Here is a 3,649-nt window from a genome sequence, read left to right as displayed (position 1 = left end):
CGCCCGGAGCCGGAAACCGTGGTGAATGCTCTGGCCCGTTTGTGGGTGCGGGGTGTGGAGGTGGATTGGAAGGCCTTCTTCGCCCCCACGGGCGCGAAGATGGTCGAGTTGCCGACGTATGCGTTTGAGCACGAGCGGTACTGGCCGCAGATGCGCAACGTGAACTTCGCCCTCGGCGGAGGTGGGCTGGACCGCGAGTTCTGGGACGTGGTGGCCCAGGGCGACGTAGAGCTGTTCCGCGAGCGCCTGGGACTGTCCGAGGACCTGCCCCTGGCCGAAGTGGTCGAGGCCCTGGAGGGCTGGCAGCGGCGTCTGGGCCGGGCTACCGCAGCCGAGGAGTTGAGCTACCGGATCGACTGGACCGCTACCGGTCCCCTCCGCAGCACCAGTGTGTCCGGTCACTGGCTGATCGTGGAGCCGGGCGACGGGGGCGAGTGGGCCTCCGAACTGGCGGAACGACTGGCCGACCGTGGGGCGCGGGTGAGCCGACTCGCCCTGACCGCCGACGACCTGGACCGTGCGGTGTTGGCGGAGCGACTCGGTGAGTTCGCCGACTGCGACCGAGTGGTGTCCCTGCTTGGACAGGACGAGTCTGTCCTCTCCGAGTACCGGGGAATCACGGCGGGCCTGGCTCTGAGCACCGTGCTGTTGCAGGCCCTCGCCGACGCGGAGGTCAATGCGCCGGTGTGGACGGTGACTTCGGGCGCGGTGTCCACCGGCCGGGGTGACCAGCTGAGCCATCCCGTACGGGCTTCGGTCTGGGGCCTGGGCCGGGTGGTGGCGTTGGAGGACCCGGACCGCTGGGGCGGGTTGGTCGACGTACCGGAGGAGCCGGACGAGCGGGCCCTTGAGCGGCTCGTGGACGTGTTGGCTGGTGCCGCCGGTTCCGAGGACCAACTGGCCGTACGCGGGGGCGCCGTGGTGGTTCGCCGGCTGGTGCCCGTCACCGGTGCGGCAAGCCTCTCCACGTGGAGCCCGACTGGAACCGTACTGGTCACCGGCGGTACGGGTGCCCTGGGAGCACGGGTGGCCCGGTGGGCGGTCGAGCACGGTGCGAAGCACCTGGCTCTGCTCAGCCGTCGGGGCGAGGAGGCACCCGGCGCCGCGGAGCTGCGTGAGGAACTGGAGGCGAGGGGCGCGACGGTTCTCCTCGTCGCCTGTGACATCGCGGACCGTACGGCGCTGAGCGAGGCGCTGGAGCGGATCGAGGCCGAGGGCCCCCGTGTCAGCTCGGTGTTCCACACCGCCGGGCTGACCCAGTCCGTGGCGTTCCACGCGTCCGACCTCGAGGACCTGGACGCGGTCTCGCTCGCCAAGACGGTCGGTGCGAGGAACCTCGACGAGTTGCTGGGCGACCGGGAGCTGGACGCCTTCGTGCTCTACTCCTCCATCGCCGCGACCTGGGGTAGCGGTACGCAGAGCGGTTACGCGGCGGCCAACGCCTACCTCGACGCGCTGGCCACCCATCGCCGTACGCGCGGGCAGGTGGCCACCTCGGTGGCCTGGGGTCCGTGGAGCGGTGGCGGCATGGCGGCGCAGGAGGACGCCGAGGGTGACCTGCGTAAGCGGGGCCTGCCGGCGCTCGACCCCGACCAGGCGATGGACGCGCTGGGCCAGGCGGTGGTGAGCGGCGAGTCCTGTGTCGCCGTCGCCGAGGTCGACTGGCAGCGTTTCCTGCCCACCTTCACCATCCGACGTCCGAGCCCCCTGTTCGAGCGGTGGGCCGAGGCCGAGGAGAACGCCTCCGGTGCGGAGGACGAGGCTGACGGCGAGCTGCTGCGGACCCGTCTGCTGCCGCTGAGCGAGCAGGACCGCCGTAGGAAGCTCCTGGAACTGGTACGTACGGAGGCGGCTGGCGCCCTCGGCCACTCCGACCCCATGGCCGTGGAACCCGGACGCGCCTTCCGCGACCTGGGATTCGACTCGCTCACCGCCGTCGAGTTCCGTGACCGGCTGAAGGCGGCGACCGCGTTGCCGCTCGCGGCCACGGTGGTGTTCGACCACCCCAGCGTCGCCGTGTTGGCCGACTACCTCCACGACGAGGTCATGGGCACCGCCCGTACGCCCGAACTGCCGCAGCGGTCCGCCGAGACGCTGGACGAACCGGTGGCCATCGTCGCGATGAGCTGCCGACTGCCCGGTGGCGTGAACGACCCCGAGAGCCTGTGGAGTCTGCTGGACGGTGGCACCGACGCCATCACGCCCTTCCCCACCGACCGCGGCTGGCGGTTGGAGGACCTGGACCCGGCGGAGGCCGGCGGCCTCGGTACCCGCTTCGCCCAGAAGGGCGGATTCCTCGACGACGCCGGGGAGTTCGACGCCGGGCTGTTCGGTATCTCGCCGCGTGAGGCGTTGGCGATGGACCCCCAGCAGCGGCTGCTGCTGGAAAGCGCCTGGGAGGCGCTGGAGCGCGGCGGCATCGCCCCGCTCTCCCTGCGGGGCGAGCAGGTCGGCGTCTTCGTCGGCGCGGGAAGCTCCGGTTACCTCAGCAACGTGCACGAGGTGCCCGACGGCGTCGGGGGCCACCTGATCACCGGCAACTCCGGTTCGGTGCTGTCGGGTCGTGTCTCGTACGCCCTGGGTCTGGAGGGTCCGGCGGTCACCGTGGACACCGCCTGCTCCTCGTCCCTGGTGGCCCTGCACCTGGCGGCCAAGTCGTTGACTTCGGGGGAGTGCTCCCTCGCGCTCGCGGGCGGCGTCACCGTGATCGCCAGCCCGGACGCCTTCATCGACTTCGCCCGTCAGGGCGGCCTGGCCGGGGACGGCCGGTGCAAGCCGTTCTCCGAGGACGCGGACGGTACGGGCTGGTCCGAGGGTGTCGGCCTGGTCGTGCTGGAGCGGTTGTCGGACGCGCGGCGGAACGGTCACCGGGTGTTGGCGGTGGTGCGGGGTTCGGCGGTCAACCAGGACGGTGCGTCGAACGGTCTGACGGCGCCGAACGGTCCCTCGCAGCAGCGGGTGATCCGTCAGGCGTTGGCGAACGCGGGGGTGGCGCCGCACGAGGTGGACGCGGTGGAGGCGCACGGTACGGGTACGTCGTTGGGTGACCCGATCGAGGCCCAGGCGTTGCTGGCCACCTACGGCCAGGACCGCGCGGAGGAGCAGCCTCTGTGGTTGGGCTCGATCAAGTCCAACATCGGCCACACCCAGGCCGCCGCGGGTATCGCGGGGCTGATGAAGATGGTGCTGGCGCTTCACCACCAGAACCTGCCGAAGTCGCTGCACGTGGGCGAGCCTTCGTCCCACGTGGACTGGTCGGCTGGTGCGGTGGAGTTGTTGGCGGAGTCGCGTGAGTGGCCGGCTGGGGATCGGCCTCGTCGGGCTGGTGTGTCGGCGTTCGGTATCAGTGGCACGAACGCGCATGTGGTGTTGGAGGAGGCGCCCGAGCCCGTGGTGGTGGTTGAGGGCGAAGTGGTCGAGTCCGGCGCGGAGTTGGCCGAGGCGGTGGGTTCCGGCGAGCTGTCGGCGGGCTCTGGTTCTGCTGGTTCGGGTTCTGTGAGTTGGCCTGTGGTGCCGTGGGTGGTGTCGTCGCGGTCTGGTGAGGGGTTGCCTGTTCAGGCGGGTCGGTTGTTGTCGGGTGTGGGTGGGTTGTCTGGGGTGGATGTGGGGTTGTCGTTGGGTGTGGGTCGTGCGGGGTTGGAGTATCGGG

General features: G+C 70.8%; 1 protein-coding gene. It reads left to right on the top strand.

What is annotated here, in order from left to right; all coding sequences use genetic code 11:
• The coding region (locus tag ABZT14_RS25515) for an SDR family NAD(P)-dependent oxidoreductase (RefSeq protein WP_356306890.1) at positions 1–3,649 on the top strand (3,649 nt) is incomplete at both ends.

Source organism: Streptomyces sp. NPDC005438 (assembly GCF_040606315.1).
GTDB lineage: Bacteria > Actinomycetota > Actinomycetes > Streptomycetales > Streptomycetaceae > Streptomyces.
The sequence above is the reverse complement of the archived record's forward strand: the minus strand, read 5'-3'. Positions and strand labels throughout refer to the sequence as shown.